Genomic DNA, 22,807 nt, shown 5'->3' with positions numbered 1-22,807 from the left:
TCATCTTTATTTGACGATTTTACTAGGTTTTTCATTTTAACTCTTTTGTGACACATTCGCAAAAGTGAGATGCACCCTTGAGTTTTCCTAAAGTCGATCGCCTCTTTTTGCTTAAATAGGACTTACCCAGAAAAATCCGGTTTCATTCAAAAGGATTGTTTGGATAACTATACAGCTACAAAAAAAATGGTTTCTGACTCAGTTCGATTCCGGTTAATCGCTAATCATAAATTTGTTTTTCGTGAGCCAGGGGCGGGCGAGTGAGGACTTGGATTCCTCACTACAAACCTAATTATAATTATTTAATCCAACTTGAGAGCAAGATTGGGTAAATCCTGTTTTATTGATTTACTCACCAGTCGAACAACTGCCCAAAAACTGCTATGCTAAGTATGCTATGTGTTGCATTGCCATAGCAATCACCTAAAATACTGATTGTTTGGCTGGTCATTGCTTAATCAGGCTAGGCAAAAAAATAAATTGATAATTTTGCAGCTTGGTGAATAATGTTTATATGATTTGCATCTTTAGTTTTTCCTACAGTAAATCAGCAACGCCGTTTTTCTGCGTTTATCAGCTTTTTTGAAATCAGTATATTCTCAAAAAAGATGCTTTTTTCAACTTGTTTAATTATTAAGTTACCCTAAGCTGTTCCTGATTTTTCTCTTCCTCTTGTACCGCGAGAGCCTCCCAGGGTCAAATCGTTTCCCCATCTGCCATAACAGGTAATTTATTTGCGGTTGAACTCATTACCTCTATTTTAGGGAAGATACTCCTAAAAGTATACTATAAAAAATCCTCGCCTCACCCGTAAAAAATGTTGCCAAAGTTCTTGAGCAAAGTGCAAATTTATACTTGTTGTCTAACAGTCTTGGTGTTGGGCGGCTGCCAGCCGCAGCTACAGCCAAACTTGCAGCAGCAGCGAACCAAACAGGGCATGGCAGTTTCGGCTCACCCTCTGGCGAGCGCTGCGGGGCTGGCCCTGCTACAACAGGGAGGCAATGCAGTGGATGCGGCGGCTGCTACCGCTTTGGCGATTTCGGTGGTGGAGCCTTTTTCGGCGGGTATCGGCGGCGGGGGTTTTTTGCTGCTGCGGCGGGCCGAAACGGGTACTGTGCAAGCGCTGGATTTCCGGGAACGAGCTCCGAAACGGGCGGCGCGGGATATGTACCTCGACAAGCAAGGTAAGGTGCGCCCAAAGGCAAGTCGGGACGGGCATTTGGCGGCGGGTATTCCGGGTACTGTTGCTGGACTTTATACGGTGCACCGCGAGTATGGTAAGTTGCCTTGGGCTGCGGTGGTGGCGCCGGCGATCGCCCTGGCTGAAAAAGGCTTTCCAGTAAGTTCGCGGTTTACCACGGCTACCGGGCGACGACAGGATGCGATCAAAAAAAACCGGGCGGCGCGGGAGGTTTTTACTCGCAGCGGTATTCTATACCAGCCGGGTGAGCTTTTGGTGCAGCGGGATTTGGCGCGGACTTTGCGGCAGATTGCCAAAAATCCGCAAAGTTTTTATACCGGGGACATTGCGCGGGCGATCGCCGCCGATATGGCTAAAAACGGCGGCATTATGACTCTGGAAGATTTGAAAAACTATACGCCGATTTGGCGGAATCCGGTTTGTGGCAACTTTCGCACTTACGAAATTTGCGCGATGTCGCCTCCTTCTTCCGGCGGCGTTCATTTGTTGCAAATCTTAAATATTCTGGGAGATACGGATCTCAAGAGGTTGGGGAGGCAAAGTCCAGATACTTTGCACTTGCTGGCGGAGAGCATGAGGATTGCTTATGCTGACCGGGCACAGTATTTGGGCGACCCGGATTTTGTGAGTGTACCGGTCAAAGCTCTGACTAGCAGCAATTATGGCAAATTGAGACGATCGCAAATCCAAATGTCAAAAGCCAGACCCTCCAGCGAGGTAAAAGCTGTTGACGCTGAAACTTTGAGTCGCTTTGTGTGGGAGTCTCCCGAAACTACCCACCTGACGGTAGTTGACAAAGAGCGCAATGTAGTAAGCTTGACGTTTACGGTGAATGGCGGTTTTGGGGCTGGAGTCGTGGCCGCGGGTACGGGAATTTTGCTCAACAACGAGATGGATGATTTTGCAGCGGCGCCGGGAGTGCCGAATTTGTCGTCTGGTTTGGTGGGGGGGGAGGCAAATTCGATCGCCCCGGGGAAAACTCCTTTATCCAGCATGACGCCGATCATAGTGACAGAAAATGGCAAATTCCGCCTCGCTGCGGGGGCTCCCGGAGGCAGCACGATTATTACCACGGTGCTGCAAATTGTACTGAACGTATTGGTTTACGACATGAATGTCGGCGATGCTGTATCTGCACCTAGAATTCACCACCAGTGGCAGCCCGATCGCCTGATGGTGGAACGGGGAGGTTTTGAGGCTGCGACGCTTTCGGAGTTGCGGCGGCGGGGACACCTGATTTTCGAACGTGACGGCTGGGGCAATGCCAATGCGATCGTCCTGACTGCGGATGGTTGGTTGGAAGGGGCTGCCGATCCGCGCGGGGAAGGAGAAGCAAGGGGGTTTTAGTCATCAGTCAGTCAATTAGAGATTTTAGATTTTAGACGGGGGCGAGACTTCGGCGACTCCACGATTTTAGATTTACTCCACAGATGAATCTGTGAAGTTGAACTATGGTCAAAAATTTTTATCTCTCTACGACAGGAATCGGGGGCTTGTATGGTTTTTTTGGGCGAAGTCATTAGTCATTAGCTATTAGTCATTAGTCATTAGCTATTAGTCATTAGTCATTTTGGCGATCGCAAACGGTATCAAAATCCGGTTTTTTTGGTTTCCAGTGTAGAATTACTAAAATTATTAGTCTGTGTACGTGGGTTTTTGCCTCGGTATTTTTGCGCTGAGGTTTATAGGCTGACTAATTGCCAACAAATACCCAAAAAATTAACCACAAAAAGCGTATATACACTTATGTGTAAAGTTATTGTAAAGGCACTAGACATTGATACTTATATAATGTAAAAATTAAGTTGTGCATAGCATCAGGTTTGTATCTTCTAGGAAAAATTTATGATAATTACTCACAAAATTGCTGCCTTAACAGCTACATTAACTACTGCTCTGAGTTTGTTGGCAGCGCCAGCAATGGCATTTTCGGTAGGGGCAACTAATAACGCTGAGACTTTAAAAAATAATTTATTGGGGGCTAATACAGCCGGGTTGAGTAATTTCTCTGTTTCAATTACGGGTAATTCGGCTGCTTTTGGCACTTTCACTAATGACCCCTTCGGTTTGACATCAGGTGTTGTTCTGAGCACTGGTAGAGTCACCGATATACCGGGTAAGAATCGGAAAGATAACTTCACGACAAAGGACAGTGATTTAAGCACGGACTTTGGTCCTAATGGTGAACAGGGGGATTTGACTCAGCTAAACCTCAGTTTTTTTGCTAATAGCACGGTTGACAAGTTATTCTTTCAATATGTATTTGCTTCTGAGGAGTTTCCTGAGTTCGGCGGTTCTAAATATAATGACGATTTTGAACTGCTGTTGAACGGGTCTAATTTGGCGAAATTGAGCGACGGAAAAATAGTTACGATTAATAATCTTGTTCCCGATCCACATAATCGCTCTACAGATCACCCCGACTATATTAACAACCCAAGTGTCACAGGTATTGCTGCTAACATCATTAAGCTGGACGGTTTTACTAAAGTTTTAGGTTTTGAGGGTTTGCTCAAGCAAAATCAGACGAATGTTCTCAGTATCCGCATTAAAGATGTGGGCGATGGCAAGTTAGATTCTGCTGTATTTATTAAAGGCGGTTCTGTGGGGACGGTTCAACCTGAGCCGGTTCCCGAACCGATGACTGTGGGGGGTTTGATGGCGGGAGGCGCTATGCTGGCTGCTGGACGAAAGTTACGCAATTGCCGTGGCGGAAGTAATTAATAACGGAAGGAAGAAGGAAGAAGGAAGAAGGAAGAAGGAAGAAGGAAGAAGGAAGAAAAAACACAACAGGAACCCTTTTGGCGCTTGCTGTAATATGAATCTCGATTAGCCGTGTTGGAGAGACAAACGGGGTTTGATGAACGAAAAGACCTCGTTGCAGTTCTTGAACCGGGTAAAAAAACTCGGTTTGTGCGATCGCGATCGCGTAATATCATGTCAAGTAATTTAACCATTATGGGTACGCAGCGAGGAATGCAAGTCCTCATAAAACTATGACGAGTAATGCCCTCACTACGAACCAATTTTATTGCGGTTGTTCTAGCGGACAGAATATAAGTTTTTATCCCAAATTCGCAAAGGGCGGATTTTTTTTGTATTTGGATTAGCAGCAAATATTGCGGGTAAAACCCGCGTCTACAACCACTGACTAAAAACTAAATAATTTAGCTATGAACAGTACCGTCGGGTAAGATTGTACCTGTTAATGTAGTCCGGGTAAGTTTGACCATAACTCGATCGCCGTAACCGATTTTCGCTCCTGTTAAGTCCGCACCGCTTAAGTCTGCACCGCTCAAATCCGCTCCAATTAAGTTGGTTTCTCTCAAGTTGGCATTGATCAAACAAGCTCCTAACAAATTGGCCCTGAACAAGTTTGCTTTGTGCAAATTCGCGCCTGTGAGGTTGACGTTGTGTAGAAAAGCATCGCTTAAGTCGGCTTCACTCAAGTTTGCATTGCTCAAGTTTCTCCCTGAAAAATCCTTTTCTTTTAAGGAAGCTCCTTGGAAGTTGGAACCGCTCAAATCGGGAGCTTGCGGCGCAGCTTGGCGGTAAGACTGAGATGACTGAGATGGCGGCTGCTGCGATTGGTAGCGGGACGCATCTGAATAGGGCCCTGCAGGGTTTCCCCCATAATTTCCCGCATAATTTCCAGAATATTTTCCTGAAGAGGGTTCAGAAGAGTAGCGGGGTTCTTTTGGGTTGGCCGGTGGTGGCTGGGTGTTTTGGTGCTGGGTGTTTGGATACTGACTATTTCTGTACTGAGTGTTTTGGTACTGAGTATTGGGTTGCTGAGTGTTTTGGTACTGAGTATTGGGTTGCTGAGTATTGGGTTGCTGGGTATTTCTGTACTGAGTATTTTGTTGCTGGGTATTTTGTTGCTGGGTATTTTGTTGCTGGGTATTTTGTTGCTGGGTATTTTGTTGCTGAGTATTTCTGTACTGGGTATTTTGTTGCTGGGTAGTTTGTTGCTGAGTGTTTCTGTACTGAGTATTTTGTTGCTGAGTGTTTCTGTACTGAGCGTTTTGTTGCTGGGTGTTTTGGTGCTGGGTGTTTTTGTGCTGGGTGTTTTGGTGCTGGGTGTGTTTGTGCTGAGTATGTTTTTGCTGAACGTTCTGATTCTGACCTCTTGGTTGAATCGATCGCAATTGTTCGCGAGCTTGATTAATTTCCTTAATCTTTTCTTCAGCTTTCTGTAGTAGTCTGGGATTGTCTTTAGGGATGCGATCGGGGTGCCAAATGAACGCTAAATCCTTGTAGGCTTGGCTAATTTCTTCTCTGGAAGCTCCCGGCAACAGTCCCAGCACTTTATAGTATTGGTCGAGGTCGTTCATTGTACCACCTTTCGCTTTAAGAAATTAGGAATTAAAAATTAAGATCGGAGCAAAAGCCGTTCTCAAAGCTTGCTTGTCCGATCGTACATTAGATGAACAATAACTCAGCTAAGCCGCTGCTGGCAAAAAGTCTCGAATTAGCTGCAAGTATGTTGCGGCATCCTCCAGCATCGGAAAGTGAGCCGTATTAGGAATTATAACAAATTCTACTTTTTTGCTGAGGGAGGCGGCTTGCTCTCCCATGATGGCGGGGATAATTTGATCGAATTCTCCGGCCACAAGCAGTGTGGGAACACTCAGCCGTGCAAATTCTTGGGGCATTTCCTCGGCTGCTCTTTTGCTGACGGCCGTCACCATTGTACCTATAGCAGCTTCCTCGTCTGCCATTAAAAAATCCTTGAGAAACGCCAGACTGACTTCTCTGGGCAGGGAACGGCGCAAAAACCGAGCCATAAATAGCCGATCGGCAAAGGGGATCGATGCCAACCAAGAGGGTCTAAATTTTACCACATAGCCACCGAACTTGTGAAAAGTTGTAAAAGATTTTTCGTCGTATTCAAAAATCCCGCTGCAAGTGAGAATTGCTTTTTCTACTTTTTCGGGATAAAGGTTGAGAAATAAAGTAGCAATTGATGCTCCTGTAGAGTGAGCATTGAGAAAGACGCGGCTTAAATTCAGAGCTTCTAATAATTCAGCTAAGTCGCGGGCGTAGGTTTCGAGTTCGTAGCTTGACTCAGGAGGCTCTTTGGGCAAGGGCGATCGGCCAAAACCTCTCATATCGTAGAGCAAACAATCAAAATCATCAGCAATAGCCCGTGCCGTACTTTCCCAGTAGCGCGCTGAACCCGCCCAGCCGTGCAGAAATACCATCACTGGTTTGCCACTGTGTGCAGCACTGTTATCTGCCGTTATCCACTCGTAATAATGTTCTACACCGCGAATTGAAATGAAAGACATGATATTGATTTGGGATTCTTAGATTTTAGATTTTAGATTTTAACTCATAATTGTTCAGTAAATACCAAAATTCCCGACTTCTTTAATAAATCGGGAATCTCAAAACTACATCTATCAAAAAATCTGCGTTAATCTGCGTCAATCCGCCCACATCTGCGGTCAAAAATTACCAACATAGGAACCAATCATAAATCTTAAGCAGCAGAAGCAGCCAGCCAAAATAAACCATCTACCAAAAGCGTGCTTAACACAGCTCCGCTAAACGCGCGCCAGTGCAGTTGCGTGCCGCGCAAACTCAGCAAACCGACTGTTAGCAACACAGCGATTAAAACTAGAGCGCAACCTATGCCCCAAGGAGTTTCAATTTGACCGATCGCACTTTGAAAAATCGGCATCGCTAATTCCGGTTCCGCGTGCATCACTTGGCGCCAGTAGGGCATCAACCCAGTTAAGTAAAAATATAAATCAGTAATGGCAGTACCCAATAGGGAACCTAAATAAAAATAGCCGCCAACTTTTCCCCAAGATTTGCCCAAGCACCAAATAGCAAAAGGCAAGCCAATTGCTTCTATAGGTAGATGTAAAATAGGTTCCCATCTAAACCAGCCCCAATAAATAGAACCTGCCAACCAACATCCGGCAAATCCTAATAATAAATCTCCCCAAAGTTGGGTTTTGGGGCGGAAAATTAGAATTAAACTAAGTACGAACCAGGGGATAGTTGATAGCAAACTGATGGTTGGATATAAACGCACTAACGGTGCTTGCACGAATACTGGAATTGAGACTAAAAATGCTGAGGCGCTAAATATTAACCACTGTTTGAGGCTGTTTGTTGTGCCTGAAGTGAGAGAATTGTCGAGGCGGGCGATGGTGGCAATAGGTGCGATCGCTGAGGATACTAAATTAAGATTAAACAACTGATTGGACTCCGTATTGTTTCAATAGGTGGACTAAAAATTTTGCTGCGGTAGTGGGTGCGACAGTCTCAATGCCGGCGGCGGTTTGGCTGACTTGCCAGCCTTTTGCGGTTTGGGGAGCTCGCCATAAATCCAAATGTTCGATCGCGGGCTCTGCATAAAAGCTTTCTCCACCGCCACCGAGAATTGCTGAACTCCTGTGCGTGAAGCGATCGTGGCTGATTCGGTGGATGGGAAAATTGCCCCCCAGGGGTACTCCCCAACCGTCTAAGGCAAAAAAAGCCCCGACTTTGCCGCCGAGTTGCTGCCACATCCAAGCCGCCCCGATCGCCCCGGCTACTCCTGCCGAAAAGCTGACAAATACTAGACTTTCTCCTGCTAACTCTTCCCTACACAAAAAGTGCAATATGTCAAGAGGTGAAAAAGGCGGATATTTATGAGCGGGAAAAATCTTGACAGGCTCGACTATTTGCTGGTTTTGGCGATCGGCTGCCAGTCCCCAAAGCCCCGAAAGTCCCGTCAGGAAACTGTCGGTTAGCTTTGGTTCGTGGACTCCGGGGCAAATTACCAGTCTCATAGTTCGTCAAGAAAGTTAATATAGTTCGCAACATAACTTTATCATATAGCTACTATATCATATACTACCCCAGGGGATAGGGTGTTAAACTTATAATAGAGTCTAGTTTGAAGAGTATGCCCCCAAGTGAAAGGCTGGGAACGCTCCAAACCGCATTAATCAGAGGCAAGGTCAGGGAGTCTTAAGAAAACATGAAACTTATCCCCCCCCGCCCCATCCCCTGTCAAGCTTAGCAAAGGCTGATTCTAGTTTTAAGCTGTTCTGTATTTAGATTTAACTTTTCCGGCGGCGTCGAAGCTGACCCCACAAAAGCTTAAAGAAACAGGACTGTGAAAATTAGAGGCCTGCCAGCTTAGCTGCCCTACGAATTTCGGGTCAGGGTCAAAAAACCGATTTAGGACTGATGCTCATCAATCCGCTTTCTAGGATAAATAAGAGGTTTGACTGGGAAGTATGGGCGCAGAAACTGGGAATCAGCCCTCCGCGCGCAACCGTCGTGCGATCGCAAACAATGAAAAATCTCCGATTCACCCTTCATCCTGCCTGGATATCTTAGAATAAATAAAATTGAGGAATACAAAGTGGTTGCTTCTCCAGAAAAAATCGAGTACAAAACATCTGCAGCACCCGCAAGTAACGATCGCGTTGCTGTATTGCTGATGGGTTACGGCGAAGTCGAAAGCTACGACGATTTTGCCAACTACAACGAACAAGCTTTAAATTTGCTTACGGCAAAGTTTGCCCCAGTACCGCTTTGGATTTATCCGCCGCTGGCAAAGATTTTAGCAATCTTTGACTTGCACGAGTGGAGTCACCAACACGGTCAATTCGTTTCGCCGCACAATGCAATTTTTGAACAGCAGCGCGCCGGGATTGAAAAGAATTTACAGGAGAAATGGGGCGATAAAGTAAAAGTGTTCAAAGCTTTTAACTTTTGCGCGCCGTTTTTGCCGGAACAAGTAATCCCTCAAATTCAAGCAGAAGGATTTGACAAAATTCTGATTTATCCGCTGTTGGTAGTTGATTCTGTTTTCACCAGCGGCATTGCAGTCGAACAGGTGAATAAAGCTTTAGCACAAACCTTTGATGGTAAGGAACATTGGGTAAAAGGACAGCGCTACATTCCTTCTTTTTACGATGAACCTGCTTACATCCAGCTAATGGCGGATTTGGTAGAAGAGGAAATTAAGAACGATTTAGCTGTAGCGCATTTGCCTTCTCAGATTGGGATTGTGCTGATGAATCACGGTTGTCCGCACAAGGCGAAGGGCTTTACTTCGGGAATTGTGGAAAGTCAAGCTTTGTACGATCGCGTGCGGGAACGTTTGATGTATCGCTATCCTTTGATTTCGGTGGGTTGGCTGAACCACGACACGCCGCTGATTGAATGGACACAGCCGGATGCGACGTTGGCTGCGAAGAATTTGATTGATTTGGGTGCAACTGCGATCGTCTTTATGCCGATCGGATTTGCCACAGAAAATCACGAAACATTGTTAGATGTAGACCACATTATTGAGTCTTTGCAGAAACAGCGTCAAGGAGTTACTTACCGCAAATTGCCTTGCGTGAATGACCATCCAGAGTTTCTGAAAATGGCGGCTGAGTGGGCAAATCCGCAGATTGAAGCGTTGTTGAGTGAAACTGCGATCGCTGTTAATCCGAGTTTGGCTTCCGCGCAGCGCGAGCACAGCCATTCTCACGGTGAACACGGGCATTCTCATGGCGATCACGGACACAATCACGGTGGGCATTCTCATGGTGATCACGGACATTCTCACGGGCACGGGCACAGTCATTAATAGGGCTTGGGCCTGAGAGCTCTGAAACCGGGTTTTTTGCGAAGATACTGCGTGGAAATGGCAGATTTAGTGAAAAACCGGGTTTCTTTTGTTGGGGTGCGTCCAGGAGATATTTAGGTGAAAAGGGCGATCTGCCTTTGTTTTTTTAGAGAAAGGGCGATCGACTTTTTTATCATCAAACTGATAAGCTTTTCTGCATTCATACTGAGATTGATAGTGGAGTGCCTGTGGGGAACGAAGTTGGGTGACACAATCAAATCCCTACTTTCCGAGTCGAGGCGATATAATTGAAGCAGTTGCGGTAAAAATGAGAAAATAAATAAATGAGAATTAGTCATTTAGAAATTACAAATGTAAAAAGCTTTCAAGACAAAGTAGATATCGAATTTGATCCCCAATTTAATATATTAATTGGCCCCAATGGGGGCGGAAAAAGTAATTTTTTAGATATCCTGCTGATAATTTTAAGAAGCTTTTTTTTACATAGTTATTCGGTAAATGATGGTATGGGAATTGGAGCGGCGGGGATTCAGCGATTGGCTTTATTTGATCCGGCAGAGAATCATCTAGATAAATTCAGTGCAGATGCTTCTGACTCTAAAATCGAAATAACTTTTAAAGTAGATGCTCAAGATATAAAAAATATAGCAACAATCAATCAATATAAAAAACAAATAAAGTTAGCTTGTGGTCACTACCAAATTCAACATTTATCTCCTTCAATACAATATTTATCTCCTCCAATAATTGATGAAGTTGAAAATTGGAAACTGGGTGAGTTAGCCGAAAATCAAGAGTTAGTATATAGCATAGTCAACAATTTACTTGTACAACCATCTTTGAATTCACCAGAATTAATTTATCTTAAATTTTTGAACTATTATGAACTTTTCTCAATAGTTATACAGAAGGCTATTGATTTGCAGCTTTTACCTCTTGATACTCGCCTTAGCCCAAAATATGTATATTTTTCGCCTTACAGAGGAGGAGATCCGCTACTTCAAGTCAGCTTAGCGGGTGAGAGCTATTATAATTTATTAAGTAATTCTTCATCAGCTACGTCTCGAAGTACAACTTCTTTAATAAAGCTAGCATCAATATACTTTGCACAAAAGAGACGGAATTATGAAACGCTTGCTAAGACTCAAGGCTACGAAAAAGATTGGGATGCCGATGAAGAAGTTAAGTTAGTAACTAAACATTTAAAAAAATTGGGATATTCATGGAATGTAGAGCTTAAACATGCAAACACAAATACTTATGAGATTATTCTGCTAAAAATCCAAGAAAATACAAAATTTTATTTACATCAGGCGAGTTCGGGAGAAAAAGAAATTCTAAATTTTTTATTGGGAATTTTTGCATATAATATTAAAAATGGCTTGATCGTTGTAGATGAACCTGAAGTTCATTTACACCCTAAATGGCAATCTCTACTCCTTGACTTATTCTTTGATTTAGCTGATTTAACACAGAACCAATTTATTTTTTCAACGCATTCTCCTATATTTATTAATCAGAGAACTATATCAAAGATTGTGAGGGTATATAAATCGAGTGGTAAAAGCACTATAAAAAATTTTCTTACAAGCGATTTTAACGAAACTAAAGACCTTCTCCACATAATTAATAGCCATAACAACGAGAAAATATTTTTTGCAGATAAGGTAGTTCTTGTGGAAGGAATTACCGATAGGATTTTTTTGGAGCAATTAATTAATATTTATAAGAAAGCCGAAAACAGTGAAATTATAGAAGTTTTGGAGGTACGTGGAAAAAATAATTTGGAAATATATCGTAAATTTCTAAAAAAATTTGAGTTTGACAATTACATAATTGCAGACCTAGATTATATTTTAGACATTGGTAGTGAAGAACTCAAGAAAATGTTTATAGTGGATTATTCAAAAATATATCGAGATGTTATTAAGGACAAAAAAAGTATGGATGGTAAAAAATTGTTTGAGGAAATTGAAAAGGCTATAGAGAGTAAAAATTTCAAGGCTCTAGAAGAGATTTGTAATCATATCAAGTCGAGAAAAACGAAGTTAGACGAGAATCTAACCGAGCAACAATTGCAATTATTGGAAATATTTATCACAGAAAAAAGGGAGAAGGATAAAACTTGTGTTCTTAGTAAAGGAGAAGTAGAATATTACTTACCGGAAGGATATAAAAAATTAAACACACTTATTGAATTGACTAAAAATGAAAGGAAATTTAGAGATCTTATTATTCGTGAAGACTACCGAGAGAAAAGGGTAGAACTAAGTAAAATTATTTGTTTTATCCTCGGAATAAACTTACTACAAGACGAAGAGGTGGTTGGGTATCTTAGCCATCGCCCGGTTTCTGACTACCCGGGCACCCAGGACTATAAATAAACCAGCCCCGGCTATACTAATTGATTTGCGATCGCCCCAACCAACGTATTAATCTCCGCCTCAGTTGTAAAATAGTGAACACAAGCCCGCACACAGTCAGGATTAAGAATTGTCCGCACCATAACTCCCTGTTTTTCCAACAAATCGACCAGCTTTTTGTGCGGCATCCCATTAGTTAATCGAAACGAAACCAAACCCGCTTCCGGCGCAGATTTCCGCAAACATTCCACATCGGGAAGTTCCGACAAACGCTCCCAGAGATACTTGCTCAAACGACAAATTTCTGCATACCTTTCCTCGATCGTACCCCATTCATGTTGCAGGGCGATCGCACTCCGCAAACCCGCATACAAAGGATAAGCCGAAGTCGCAATTTCATAGCGCTGCGATCCAGGCTTCCACCCAAGGACTTTAGCACTAGAATCCGTCACAATTCCCCGCCAACCGATAAACACCGGATGCAATTCTGCCAAAGCTTCAGCACTCACATAAAGTCCCCCCAAACCTTCCGGACCACACCACCATTTGTGACCAGTCAAAGCATAAAAGTCAACCCCAGACTCAATCAAATTTAAAGGTAAAACCCCCACAGATTGAGCCGCATCAACCAACACTTTGACTCCTGTTTGATGACATACTTTCACAATCTCAGCCAGAGGCAGAACTTGACCGGTATTCCACAAAATGTGACTGATAACTAACAACCGAGTATTTGGCTGCAAACTATCAGCAATCACCGCCACCGGATCACCTTCATTCAAAGTAGCCGCCAACGGACAAATCGAAACCTCAATGTTGAAACGGCGCTGAAGTTCCATTACACTAGCTACAATGCCGGGGTGTTCGCAATCAGAAAGCAGCAAATGGTCGCCTGCTTTCCAGTCAATGCCCCACAGCGCAATATTGCAGCCGACGGTGACATCTTCAGTCAGGGCAATGGTTTCAGGAGGTACGGTCAACTCAGATGCGATCGCACGTCGCGTCAGCATCGCCTCCTGAACCACCCAAGCCCCCACCTCCGCCGAAAACGGCCCCCCAAGCTGCACCCGTTTGTAAGCCTGATAAATCGCCTCTAAAGCAGGCTCAGGCAGCGGCCCTTGTCCGCCGTAGTTAAAATAAGCTTTATTGGCCAAAGCAGGGAATTGTTGCCGGTGATTGTCCTTTGTCATTTTTTTTGGGGAATTATTGATAGCGTTAATATTGAATAACTAATGCTGTGAATTTTATACCTTTTGCCTGATACTCTATGCCTTGCGAATACGAAATGTTAATAACTGACAAACTACTACTTTCCTATCAGCGATGCCATCTCCGAGCTTTTTTAGATACCTGCGGAGATTGGAAACAACTAGATCCCCCCAGCGACTTTCTGCTGAAACTGATGCGCGACAGCGCGACATACCAGCAGCAAGCTTTGGAACAGGAGACTTACCAACAACCATATTATCCTAGAGGGGATTGGGAAGCTGGCGCGGCCGCTACATTGAGTTTAATGCAGCAAGGAGTCGATCGCATTTACCGAGGAGTTCTGATCCAGGGCGAATTCGGCAAAACCAACGGCGCAACAACTTCTCTGGTAGGAATTGACAGTCAATATTTCCCAGAATTTGGCGAAATCCCCGACACTCCCGTTCATCTTTCATCCTCCAATCTTCCCTCTTCAAACATTACCCTGATCAGCCGCCCCCATTTATTAATCAAACAGCCGGGAAAATCAAAATTTGGCGATTGGAGTTATGCTACTGCGGATATTTGGCTTAGCAAGCGACCAAAACAAGAGTATCAAATTATCGCAGCTTTTCACGCCCAAGTTTTAGCTTCCCTACAGGAAACAATACCCGAGGCTGCGTGGCTGATGCTGCGAAAAAAAGGGTGGTGGCAGGTGAATCTCGACCAGCGAACTCCTCAGATGTTCGAGATTTTAGACAACTGCATTCAGATGATAGAAAATCGGGATAAACCAGAGGTATTCATTTCCCGGCAAAAGTGCAATCTTTGCGGTTGGTATACTATCTGTCACGCCGAAGCCGAATCTATTAAACATCTTTCCTTATTGCCGGGAGTTACTGCCAGCCGCTATGCTAGACTAAAAAATCTCGAAATTACTGATGTAGAAGCTCTCGCTAATGCTAGTTCCGAACTGCTTGCTGAGTATCCCGAATTCCCCGACCGAGTTGCTTTTGATGTGGTGCAGCAAGCTAAATCGCACTTGCTAAATCAACCACTGTTGCGGGAAGAAGGAAGAAGGAAGAAGGAAGAAGGAAGAAGGGAAGAAGGAAGGCACGACACGGATACATGGATTAACGATCGAGAAGAAGGTAGAAGTGAGAATTCAGAAGAACTTAACTCATCTGAAATAGTACCAGATATTGTAGAGAATATCTTGAATGACATCGCAGTTGAAGAAGTAAAAATTAGAGAAAATAAACCTGCGACATCTTCTATACCTGCGCCAATTCTCCGCAAGAAACCAATTCCCTATTCTCAACCTGTCTTTTTGCCGATCGCCCCAATCGAACTCTACTTTGATATTGAAGCCGAACCCGAGTTAAACTTGGATTACCTCCACGGAGTCTTAGTTGTTGACAGGTACAACAATACGGAAAAATTCCACGGTTTTTTAGCAGAATCAGCAGCAGAGGAAGGTGCAATCTGGGAGCAATTTTTAGAATTAATGTGGGCTTATCCTATTGCTCCGATTTTCCATTTTTGCGACTACGAAGTCAAGACTTTTAAGCGACTGGCTAAACTTTACAATACTCCAGCTTATTTGTGGAAACCCGTGCTGAAACGGTTTGTAGATATTCACAAACAAGTGACGCAAAAGGCGATTATGCCGGTGGAGAGTTACGCACTCAAACCAATTGCCCGCTGGCTGGGTTTTGACTGGCGAGATGCTAAGGCTAATGGTGCTCAGTGCGTCTGCTGGTACGACGATTGGCTCAAAACTGGCGATCGAGATCTCTTGGAGGCGATCGTCCGCTACAATGAGGACGACTGTCGTGCTACTTATGTGGTTAAAGATTGGTTGACCAATTTTTTGCTGACTCATGAGCCGTGATTTTCTGATTTAATGAACCGCGAAGGCGCGTACGGCGCAGCCGTTCCCGAAGGGTAGGGCGCGAAGGAAGAAAGGGAAGAGGAAGGTAGGTAATAATGTATTTATTGGTAAAATGCGAAAGTTAGCAAAAGCAACTATATTTATTGTCTGTTTTTTGATGGCAGCAACTGTTGCTATTTGGGTAAACCAGTCAGCTCAATCTTTCGCTGTTACGAAAATAGATTTTATCGGGAGAGCAATATTTCCTACAGGTTCTCCGTTTCAGGGGACGGAAATTGGCGGACTTTCGGGGATTACTTATGATGCCGAGAAACAAGTTTATTATGCCATTTCTGATGACCGCAGCAGCAAGGCTCCGGCGCGATTCTATACCCTCAAAATTAACTTGCAATCTGGTAAACTGGAAAAAAAGCAAGTTACTTTTACGGGTGTCACTACTTTATTAGATGAAAACGGTAAAAGTTTTCCTGAATTAAGTTTAGATCCGGAAGGGATAACTTTTACTGGCAATAGCGTGTTTGTTTCTTCGGAGGGAGATGTCGATCGCCAAATAAATCCTTTTATCAAAGAGTTCTCCCTCGATGGTAAACTCCTGAAAACGCTGCCAATTCCTGAACTGTTTTTGCCCGACGACAAAGGCAGTAAAGGCATCCGCAACAATCTCGCTTTTGAAAGTTTAACTTTAACGCCCGATCGCAAATACCTATTCACCGCCACAGAAAATGCCTTGGTTCAAGATGGCGCCGTAGCTTCCCTGGAAACCGGGAGTCCGTGCCGGATTTTGCGTTACGATGCCGTAAGCGGCAATCCAGATGCTTCTTTTCTCTACATCACCGAACCGTTACCCGCTGGTGCGAATCCTGTGGGAAAATTAACTACCAACGGTTTAGCGGATTTGTTGGCGATCGACGATAACCGCTTGCTGAGTTTAGAGCGTGCTTTCTCCCTGGAAACCGGAGTTACTGTTAAACTATTTGAGATTTCTCTGGAAAAGGGCGATCGTATTGAAGCACTCGAAAGCCTCCAAAGCCGTCTCAGCGAGGTTTCTCCCGCTCAAAAACGCCTGCTGCTGGATTTGGAAACGCTGAAAATTCCCCTAGACAACATTGAGGGGTTGACATTTGGCCCCGCCCTGGCGGATGCTAGCAGAGGTCTGATTTTGGTGAGCGACAACAACTTCAGTCCCCTGCAAGAGACTCAGATTTTGGGCTTCCAAATAAAAGTTCAAAAAAACTCTTGACAAAGGGTGACGTTATAGGCATAATAGAAATTGTGCCTGAAAAAACGGCAAAACGAGGGACAGTAGTTCAATTGGTTAGAGCACCGCCCTGTCACGGCGGAAGTTGCGGGTTCGAGCCCCGTCTGTCCCGTTCAAAGTAGAAAATGTTCAGATTGCTGAAAAAAGCGATATGCTGAAAAATAACCGCTTGTACTGAGTTTTCACAGTACAAGCGTTTGTTTTACACACCCCGAATCGACATCAGAAGGTAAATTGTGTCAGCCGCACAGAACGGCTACTAAGTCTCGGACAAGAAATTCTTGGCCCCAGACAGTCTTGTTACGAAGTTCTGCCAAGCAATCAAGAACCCCGCAACGCATTCATCACGGGTGTCCTGATCCCCAGAGATGCCAGGGATGAAGATGCCAGAGAAATTGAGGGGGAAGCTGAAACTTTAGGGACTGGGATAGAGGAATATGCCGATGATGACCCGGACGAAGAAGCACCAGTTGCAGCCGCAGCCCCATTGGTGGTGCGATTGCAGCAATAGTATGACTCTATCTCTATCATTTATGTTCATTCTCAACCCCTTGTCTGTAAGTTGGCATAAGACATAAGTACAGCGTTAACCACCAGAGATAGGCTAGTTGTGGTGTAAAGAATTGATTGTGACTAAATAAGCCATGACAAATCTCATTTCTGAGATTAGAACCAATTCGTTCAACGAGTAAACCCTTGAGAGTAAAAATTGTATTTTCATTCAAAATCTGCTTTAAATCAGGCACATCGAGAACTTTATTGAGAGTGTACTCATCCTGAATCATGGTAGAGGTGAGATTGGAAGCAATAGAGCCTTTTTGCTTCAGAATATGACGCAAGGAGTTTTCTAGCTGTGGAATTAATAGATGTGCCGCAATTACTGGATCTCCCTGTAAGCCAGCTAATAAACCTCTTGCATAAAGAGGTTCACGCCCTTTTGGAATAAAGGGATTCTCAACAACGACAAAAGATAAATCTTCCAAATGCACACTATGCTCAGAACAAATTTGATTGCAAGCAGGAACAATAAAATTTAGCGCATACCTGCTCTGATATAAAGTAGCGATTCTAAACATTGAATTCTCTAAACTATCTTCGCCATCTCCACTAATAGCTTTTGTTTTTCCCTCTTCATCTATAAAAGCTGTTGGAATTAAATGAAAACTTTTATCTGCTTTTGCTTCTACCTGAATATCTGCTAAATCGCGAATTAGTTTGCATTCAAATGCCAGATAGTACAGGGCATCACGTAATGGCTTACCTCGCACCAGCTCTCTTGCTAGTTTTTGCATTTCAGGGTCATCAAACTTCTCTGATTTAGCAATAGGAATAGTAACCATTAGAGACATTGATTCTCTCTGGATATCAAGCATTTGTTTGTGTAAGTCTTGTATGCGATCGGAGGTATCTTGTTTTTTTCCAAAGGTATCTTCAATCTTTCTGAAGACTGCGATTGCATTTTTCAGTCTCCCAGCAGCTACCATGTAGGAATTAGGCTCATTTCTAACTAATGCCTGTTGAGCATACCAAACCTCAACTTCTGCAATATACAATCTTGCATTACGTTCAGCCTCTTTATCATTAGCTATCTTGTACCACTCGCTTTCTATCTGGCGGTACGCTATCTTCTGAAAAAAAGCTTTATGGTAGTCTTGAAAGTTTTCTGCAAAAACTGCCTTCTGAGCGGCAATCGCTGCATACTTTGCTGCATAGCTTGGAAGGTTGTTACTCTTAATAACACTGAGGCTTTTCCTTAAATCCTCCTGAAGTACCTGCATTGCACTACCTGTTATAAACTCATCTTCTACAACTGCATAACGATCTATAAGTTGCTCAATGTGAGAAATAACTATGCAGCGCATTTCTGTACTCTTCTTCCCATCAACTAGAGGGGCTAATTGTGCTGCTCGCTGTAGCCTTTCATGGCAAGTTTTCTGATTTTCTGTGTTTTCAAGATTTTTAGCAGCTTGAAGATATGACTCTACAGCCAGTTTAGCCATCTGAATTGGTCTACCCCTTTCTGGATCTCGTTTACAAATCCAGAGGATATCAGCTATTCTTGCCCGCATTTCGGGCTCAATTACCCTGACAACTAACTCCCTTAACAAAGCGAGTTGATCGTCAGATAAATCCCCTAACATAGTCTCTGGTAAAATAGTCTCTTCTAAAGTAGAGGTATTATTCAATACAAAAGGCTCCATCAAAACAGAGGTAATTTCACTCAAAAATTTGAAAATTTCTTGCCCTAGCGTGTCACCAGATAATTGATAGGCTTTGGCTTTCGCTTGAAATTTATCGTAGTAATTCCAGCATTCATTAGGGTTTACTCGGTCTAGTATCTCTGTCCATTGATACCTCTCAAAGTCTTCTGCATTCAACAATGGGACAGCCTTAAATTGTGACATAGGGTAGGTTGTCAGTTATTGATTAAAGTTAAAGATAATCTATCTAGCTTACATTGTGTAGTGCATTGTAACATAAAATTTGAGTCCGCGTTAGCGATCACAGCGGACTGACCCAAGCCTTTGGTAGAGTTCCAAAAGTTATGTGCCGCGACTTATCTTGGTCGTTGTACCACCTGAGTTATCGGTGAGGGTGTAGTACAAGGTGATCCGTAAAGCCTCAAAGTTAAGCCAGCGTGAGGTTGTAGCCGATTCTCCACCCACCCCCATCAACGACTCCTAACATTTATCCCCCTTTCCTAGAAATCTCCTCACAAGTTCCGCAAACTATTTGCCTATAATTAAATTTAAAGATCGACTCCCCGCAGCGCTCAAAGGTGTGGAATAATAAATGGTCGGGCGATCTGATATGTCAAAACCAGGACGATGGGCACGAGAATCGGAATCGCAACTAGCAATCCCCATTTGCCAAACCTAAGTTTTTGACCGTCCGATTTGAACAGGAAAATTACAGCGGCAATTCCCATAAGTATCCAGATACCACCGAAGCCCATGAAGACTGTATAGCCTGCATCTTGCATTTTTCTTGACCTTTAATAGTAGTCCATCTTTAATGTTAGTTGTAATCTATTTCTGCTGACATCTTCTGATAGGTTGATCGAACTTATTAAATATGACTCATTTTGAGTTGGGTTGGCAGCGGCCCTGACTTTCGCACTCGATCCGCTGAGTTCGATCGCTCATAATAGTTGCTAAATCCGGCCTTCCCGTCAGCTTCAGCCGCCAGTCAGCCCAAATTCCGTACAGCCAATTGGCGATCGCCCCGATCACTGGTAACTTAGTAACTGCATAAATCCATCCCATCCCTAAAATCTCGTAGGTACGGCGAAAAACCTCCACATTTTTAATTGCCGTACCGTCGGGTAATATCGCGTGAATCCGCCCCATCGCCGTTTCGTAGTCGATTCCGCCGTGGGCCTCCGGGTTGTAGCCATCATCCGCGATATCTACAAACGACACTAAACCTCGCCCCGCGTCGCGTTTTTTTAAGAAATTAACCTCCCGCACGCACAGAGGACATTCACCGTCGTACAGCAACTCAATCTGCCAAGCAGGCGCAACAGACTTGGGTGAGGGCGCAACAGATTCGGAAAACTCGGTTTTAGCAGCAGACATAGGGAAATATATTTTAATGTCGTCGATCGCACACAAACATTTTACAAGCATCAATAGTTATCAGGTGCGCCTTGGGTACTCCTAAAGCAGTTATTTGTGCTGTGAAAAATAGTCCCAAAGGTGAATCCTGTCTTGGCCGCCCGCAATGCTAATATCATCAAGATGCCTTCTAGTGCCTGGGCGGAGATTTTCGCCCGATCGCCCGATAGTCGAATATCAAACAAGTCGAGGCAAAGCACCTGCCAAGCACAACTGTTAATTCGGCAACAAAATATAATAAAATTTAAAGTCTTAAACATCAGCTATTCCCCCAACCAGCAAATCGCCCCCAATCTCAAAGCAAAAATCTACATGAATGTCAGAGTCCGTCTAGCCCCCAGTCCCACCGGAAACCTACACATCGGTACCGCCAGAACCGCCGTATTTAACTGGCTGTTTGCCCGCAACCAAGGCGGCCAATTCATCCTGCGGGTAGAAGACACAGACGTAGAACGTTCTAAAAGCGAATACACCGATAACATCCTCGAAGGACTCACCTGGCTGGGTATGGAGTGGGACGAAGGTCCGAGTTTTCAGTCACAGCGTCTGGAAATATACCGCCAAGCAGTCCAAACCCTGCTAGACAATGGACTCGCCTACCGCTGCTACACCACGTCGGAAGAACTCGACGAAATGCGGGAAGCACAAAAAGCCAACAAACAAGCCCCCCGCTACGACAACCGCCACCGCAACTTGACAAGCAAAGAGCGCGCGGCTTTTGAAGGCGAAGGGCGGCAAGCCGTGATTCGGTTTATCATCGACGACGATCGCACCATCTCTTGGAACGACATGGTACGCGACACCGTAACCTGGAAAGGTAGCGACCTCGGCGGCGATATGGTAATTGCCCGTGCATCCAGCGGCGGCGTTATCGGCCAACCCCTCTACAACCTCGCAGTAGTTGTCGATGACATCGACATGGCCATCACCCACGTCATCCGTGGCGAAGATCACATCGGCAATACTCCGAAACAAATATTGCTCTACGAAGCTTTGGGCGCGACAATCCCAGAATTTGCCCACACGCCACTGATTTTAAACACGCAAGGGCAAAAACTTTCTAAACGCGACGGCGTAACCTCGATTTCTGACTTCAAAGATATGGGCTACCTCCCCGAAGCTTTAGTCAATTACATGACTTTGCTCGGTTGGACTCCGCCCGATTCAACGCAGGAAATATTTACACTGTCGGAAGCAGCAGAATTATTTACATTCTATCGAGTCAACAAAGCCGGTGCAAAATTTGACTGGGATAAACTCAATTGGCTTAACAGTCAATACCTGCACAAAATGCCAGTGCCACAATTGACAGATTTGCTGATACCTTATTGGTGGCAGAAAGGCGGTTATGAGTTTGACTTGGAGGCAGACCGCCCCTGGCTCGAACAAATAGCTGCTTTAATCGGCCCGAGTCTCGTTCGCTTAACCGATGCTGTGGATATGTGCAAGTTATTCTTCTCCACCACGGTGGAATACGAAGAAGAAGCACTCGCACAATTGCAGCAACCAGGGGCTGCACAGGCTTTACAAGCAGTTGTAGAAGCTATGGAAAGTCATTCCTCCCTGACATCAGCGGAAGCTCAGAAAATCACTAAAAAGCTCAGTAAAGAGAAAAATCTTAACAAAGGGCTAATTATGCGATCGCTCAGAGCCGCTCTGACAGGTGCAATGCACGGCCCCGACCTGATAGAATCTTGGGTAATCCTTCACCAGCGAGGAACGGCTAAAACCCGCTTGCTTGATGCCATTAGCAACTTGAATTTGCCTGGTGTTGGTGTGGCGGCCGAAACTCCTACCCCAGAACAACCCAAAGCCCAAATTCCAGCCGAAACTCCCGTAGAGCAGCCAGCAGTGGAGGTTTCAAAAGTCGAAACACCGACTCTTGAAACAGTCGAAATCCCGGTTGTTGAACCATCAGCAGCAGAGGTTTCAGAAGTCGAAAAACTTGCGCTCGAAACAGTCGAAACGCCGACTGTCGAACCAGCAGTGGAAGTTACAGCAGTCGATATACCGACTTCAGAAACAGGCGAAGTGTCGGCTCTTGAACCAACCGACGGGGAGGTTGCAGCAGTCGAAATACCGGCTCTTGAAACAGCCGCAGCAGCAGTTGAAATACCTGCCGCCAACCAGCAAAAAACTATTGCGAGTGGAGAAATGACTTCATCAAACGAACCAGAAACAACCGTTATCATCACCGAAGTTCCTGCCGGAAATGAAGCAGACAGTTCGATCGGTACAACAAAAGTCATAATTACCGAAGAACCGCCAAGTCAGACCCAGCAGATCAAAGAACAAATTCTCTCAATTTTGTCCGAGTTTCCGGCTTACATAGGCAGCTTTTACGAGCAGTACAAAAGTCCCCTGACTGTTATCGGTGTAATTGTAGCCTCGATTATCTCTTTGAAAGTGCTTTTGGGGATAGTAGATGAACTCAACGACATCCCCCTGCTAGCACCCACATTCGAGCTAATTGGTATCGGATACACTGGGTGGTTTGTCTACCGCTATTTGCTGCGCTCTTCCAACCGGCAACAATTAGGTCAAGAAATTCAAGCCTTGAAAGAACAAATTTTCGGCAAAAAATCCTAAAGTTTTGCTGTAATTTGTTGAATTTGTACCCGACACTGACAATTTTATATAAGTTGTTAGTGTCGGGTTTTTAAATGACTAATGATTGTTGACTGTTGACTGTTGAC

Annotated in this window: 16 protein-coding genes, 1 tRNA gene and 1 pseudogene; 10 read left to right on the top strand and 8 right to left on the bottom strand. The window is 44.4% G+C overall.

The genetic code is table 11. The features are described 5' to 3' along the window. Positions 1 to 817: 817 nt before the first annotated feature. The 3 genes from ggt to QUA40_RS13895 all read left to right on the top strand — a co-directional run bounded on the left by ggt (position 818) and on the right by QUA40_RS13895 (position 4,201). Positions 818 to 2,548: a gamma-glutamyltransferase gene (gene ggt, locus QUA40_RS13905; RefSeq protein WP_333126610.1), complete on the top strand. Its 1,731-nt coding sequence runs from the start codon at positions 818 to 820 to the stop codon at positions 2,546 to 2,548. Between the two features lie 498 nt (positions 2,549 to 3,046). Further along, positions 3,047 to 3,925, top strand: a complete 879-nt coding sequence (locus QUA40_RS13900; protein ID WP_333126608.1) for a choice-of-anchor L family PEP-CTERM protein — start codon at positions 3,047 to 3,049, stop codon at positions 3,923 to 3,925. A gap of 111 nt (positions 3,926 to 4,036) precedes the next feature. Beyond that, positions 4,037 to 4,201, top strand: coding sequence for a hypothetical protein (locus QUA40_RS13895; RefSeq protein ID WP_333126605.1), 165 nt, complete (start codon positions 4,037 to 4,039; stop codon positions 4,199 to 4,201). Between the two features lie 167 nt (positions 4,202 to 4,368). Here QUA40_RS13895 and QUA40_RS13890 read toward each other — a convergent pair whose 3' ends face one another. From QUA40_RS13890 to QUA40_RS13875, 4 genes are all read right to left on the bottom strand, one after another. Then, positions 4,369 to 5,535, bottom strand: coding sequence for a pentapeptide repeat-containing protein (locus tag QUA40_RS13890; RefSeq protein ID WP_333126602.1), 1,167 nt, complete (start codon positions 5,533 to 5,535; stop codon positions 4,369 to 4,371). A gap of 108 nt (positions 5,536 to 5,643) precedes the next feature. Continuing rightward, on the bottom strand, positions 5,644 to 6,492 hold the full coding sequence (locus QUA40_RS13885; RefSeq protein ID WP_333126599.1) for an alpha/beta hydrolase: 849 nt from the start codon (positions 6,490 to 6,492) through the stop codon (positions 5,644 to 5,646). A gap of 194 nt (positions 6,493 to 6,686) precedes the next feature. Continuing rightward, positions 6,687 to 7,412, bottom strand: a complete 726-nt coding sequence (locus tag QUA40_RS13880) for a DUF3120 domain-containing protein (protein WP_333126596.1) — start codon at positions 7,410 to 7,412, stop codon at positions 6,687 to 6,689. Beyond that, the gene (locus tag QUA40_RS13875; RefSeq protein ID WP_333126593.1) at positions 7,405 to 7,989 is read right to left on the bottom strand and encodes a hypothetical protein; all 585 of its coding nucleotides are present in this window, start codon (positions 7,987 to 7,989) and stop codon (positions 7,405 to 7,407) included. The genes QUA40_RS13880 and QUA40_RS13875 overlap by 8 nt, the downstream gene beginning before the upstream one ends. A 581-nt stretch (positions 7,990 to 8,570) precedes the next feature. Here QUA40_RS13875 and QUA40_RS13870 point away from each other — a divergent pair. Together QUA40_RS13870 and QUA40_RS13865 are read left to right on the top strand one after the other, a co-directional pair. Beyond that, the gene (locus QUA40_RS13870; protein ID WP_333126589.1) at positions 8,571 to 9,791 is read left to right on the top strand and encodes a ferrochelatase; all 1,221 of its coding nucleotides are present in this window, start codon (positions 8,571 to 8,573) and stop codon (positions 9,789 to 9,791) included. Positions 9,792 to 10,114: 323 nt separating this feature from the next. Then, positions 10,115 to 12,175, top strand: a complete 2,061-nt coding sequence (locus QUA40_RS13865) for an AAA family ATPase (protein ID WP_333126587.1) — start codon at positions 10,115 to 10,117, stop codon at positions 12,173 to 12,175. 11 nt (positions 12,176 to 12,186) lie between these two features. Here QUA40_RS13865 and QUA40_RS13860 read toward each other — a convergent pair whose 3' ends face one another. Further along, complete coding sequence (locus tag QUA40_RS13860) at positions 12,187 to 13,344, bottom strand: aminotransferase class V-fold PLP-dependent enzyme (protein ID WP_333126584.1); 1,158 nt, start codon at positions 13,342 to 13,344, stop codon at positions 12,187 to 12,189. Positions 13,345 to 13,439: 95 nt separating this feature from the next. Here QUA40_RS13860 and QUA40_RS13855 point away from each other — a divergent pair, with 95 nt between their 5' ends. The 3 genes from QUA40_RS13855 (at position 13,440) to QUA40_RS13845 (ending at position 16,606) form a co-directional block, all read left to right on the top strand. Further along, complete coding sequence (locus QUA40_RS13855) at positions 13,440 to 15,236, top strand: TM0106 family RecB-like putative nuclease (RefSeq protein ID WP_333126581.1); 1,797 nt, start codon at positions 13,440 to 13,442, stop codon at positions 15,234 to 15,236. Between the two features lie 112 nt (positions 15,237 to 15,348). Continuing rightward, on the top strand, positions 15,349 to 16,476 hold the full coding sequence (locus tag QUA40_RS13850; protein ID WP_333126577.1) for an esterase-like activity of phytase family protein: 1,128 nt from the start codon (positions 15,349 to 15,351) through the stop codon (positions 16,474 to 16,476). A 56-nt stretch (positions 16,477 to 16,532) separates the two neighbouring features. Further along, positions 16,533 to 16,606, top strand: a tRNA-Asp gene (locus QUA40_RS13845). A 415-nt stretch (positions 16,607 to 17,021) separates the two neighbouring features. Here the strand turns inward: QUA40_RS13845 and QUA40_RS13840 are convergent. The 3 genes from QUA40_RS13840 to QUA40_RS13830 all read right to left on the bottom strand — a co-directional run bounded on the left by QUA40_RS13840 (position 17,022) and on the right by QUA40_RS13830 (position 20,072). Then, on the bottom strand, positions 17,022 to 18,899 hold the full coding sequence (locus QUA40_RS13840; protein WP_333126574.1) for a DUF4209 domain-containing protein: 1,878 nt from the start codon (positions 18,897 to 18,899) through the stop codon (positions 17,022 to 17,024). A 368-nt stretch (positions 18,900 to 19,267) separates the two neighbouring features. Beyond that, positions 19,268 to 19,477 (bottom strand): hypothetical protein, encoded by a 210-nt coding sequence (locus QUA40_RS13835; RefSeq protein ID WP_333126571.1) that lies wholly within the window; start codon positions 19,475 to 19,477, stop codon positions 19,268 to 19,270. 97 nt (positions 19,478 to 19,574) lie between these two features. Then, a complete protein-coding gene (locus tag QUA40_RS13830; RefSeq protein ID WP_333126568.1) occupies positions 19,575 to 20,072 on the bottom strand; it encodes a DUF393 domain-containing protein in 498 nt (165 codons plus the stop codon). 351 nt (positions 20,073 to 20,423) lie between these two features. On the opposite strand from QUA40_RS13830, the pseudogene gltX reads away from it, so the two are divergent. Then, positions 20,424 to 21,866, top strand: a pseudogene (gltX, locus tag QUA40_RS13825) (glutamate--tRNA ligase); the annotation flags it as partial. Positions 21,867 to 22,265: 399 nt separating this feature from the next. Further along, entirely contained in the window at positions 22,266 to 22,700 is a 435-nt protein-coding gene (locus QUA40_RS13820) for a CAAD domain-containing protein (protein ID WP_333126617.1), read from the top strand. The last annotated feature ends 107 nt before the right edge of the window (positions 22,701 to 22,807 follow it).

The organism is Microcoleus sp. Pol11C3, from assembly GCF_036701485.1.
GTDB lineage: Bacteria > Cyanobacteriota > Cyanobacteriia > Cyanobacteriales > Microcoleaceae > Microcoleus.
Note: the sequence above shows the minus strand (reverse complement) of the source record. Positions and strands in the feature narration are given on the sequence as shown.

Coding starts and splice junctions, on each gene's coding strand:
- QUA40_RS13850 (WP_333126577.1), top strand. CDS start 15,349: ATGCGAAAGTTAGCAAAAGCAACTATATTTATTGTCTGTTTTTTGATG.
- QUA40_RS13840 (WP_333126574.1), bottom strand. CDS start 18,899: ATGTCACAATTTAAGGCTGTCCCATTGTTGAATGCAGAAGACTTTGAG.
- QUA40_RS13875 (WP_333126593.1), bottom strand. CDS start 7,989: ATGAGACTGGTAATTTGCCCCGGAGTCCACGAACCAAAGCTAACCGAC.
- QUA40_RS13830 (WP_333126568.1), bottom strand. CDS start 20,072: ATGTCTGCTGCTAAAACCGAGTTTTCCGAATCTGTTGCGCCCTCACCC.
- QUA40_RS13820 (WP_333126617.1), top strand. CDS start 22,266: ATGACTTCATCAAACGAACCAGAAACAACCGTTATCATCACCGAAGTT.
- ggt (WP_333126610.1), top strand. CDS start 818: ATGTTGCCAAAGTTCTTGAGCAAAGTGCAAATTTATACTTGTTGTCTA.
- QUA40_RS13900 (WP_333126608.1), top strand. CDS start 3,047: ATGATAATTACTCACAAAATTGCTGCCTTAACAGCTACATTAACTACT.
- QUA40_RS13855 (WP_333126581.1), top strand. CDS start 13,440: ATGTTAATAACTGACAAACTACTACTTTCCTATCAGCGATGCCATCTC.
- QUA40_RS13885 (WP_333126599.1), bottom strand. CDS start 6,492: ATGTCTTTCATTTCAATTCGCGGTGTAGAACATTATTACGAGTGGATA.
- QUA40_RS13865 (WP_333126587.1), top strand. CDS start 10,115: ATGAGAATTAGTCATTTAGAAATTACAAATGTAAAAAGCTTTCAAGAC.
- QUA40_RS13835 (WP_333126571.1), bottom strand. CDS start 19,477: ATGCAAGATGCAGGCTATACAGTCTTCATGGGCTTCGGTGGTATCTGG.
- QUA40_RS13860 (WP_333126584.1), bottom strand. CDS start 13,344: ATGACAAAGGACAATCACCGGCAACAATTCCCTGCTTTGGCCAATAAA.
- QUA40_RS13890 (WP_333126602.1), bottom strand. CDS start 5,535: ATGAACGACCTCGACCAATACTATAAAGTGCTGGGACTGTTGCCGGGA.